Here is a 681-nt window from a genome sequence, read left to right as displayed (position 1 = left end):
TAGTGAACCCAACAACCGGTGTTGTTGAGTACATGCCAAATACCGATATTGATAATCTAGCGCTAAGCGACATCATTCGCGACACCTTCCACGTTGCTTGTTTCGTTGGTAACGACGTTCGTGGTATGGCACTCGCTGAACACTACTTCGGTGCAAGCCAAGATAGCCAAGATTCTATTTTGGTGAGTGTTCACCGTGGTACAGGTGCAGGTATCATTGTGAATGGCCAAGTATTCTTAGGCCATAACCGCAATGTTGGTGAGATTGGTCATATTCAAGTCGATCCACTTGGTGAGCAATGTCAGTGTGGCAACTTCGGCTGCCTAGAAACTGTGGCTGCGAACCCAGCTATCGTTGAACGCGTTCAAAAACTGATTAAGCAGGGCTACGAGTCTTCTTTAACTGAACTTGAACGAATTACGATTCAAGATGTGTGTGACCATGCGATTAATGGTGATGAGCTGGCAAAACAGAGTTTAGTTCGCGTCGGTAACCAATTGGGCAAAGCCATCGCAATGACAATTAACTTGTTTAACCCACAAAAAGTGATCATTGCTGGTGAAATTACCAAGGCTCAAGACATTGTTTTCCCCGCAATCAAGCGCAATGTAGAGAATCAATCTCTAACGACTTTCCATAGCGGCTTGCCTATTGTAGCATCTGAAATCGATAAACATCCGA

At 44.8% G+C, this 681-nt stretch carries 1 protein-coding gene; it reads left to right on the top strand.

Annotated elements, in window-relative coordinates; translation table 11 throughout:
* Nucleotides 1-681: ROK family protein (locus tag KIV40_RS27800; RefSeq protein WP_285352425.1), on the top strand; the 681-nt coding region annotated here is incomplete at both ends.

The organism is Vibrio sp. D173a (genome assembly GCF_030248475.1).
Note: the sequence above shows the minus strand (reverse complement) of the source record. Positions and strands in the feature narration are given on the sequence as shown.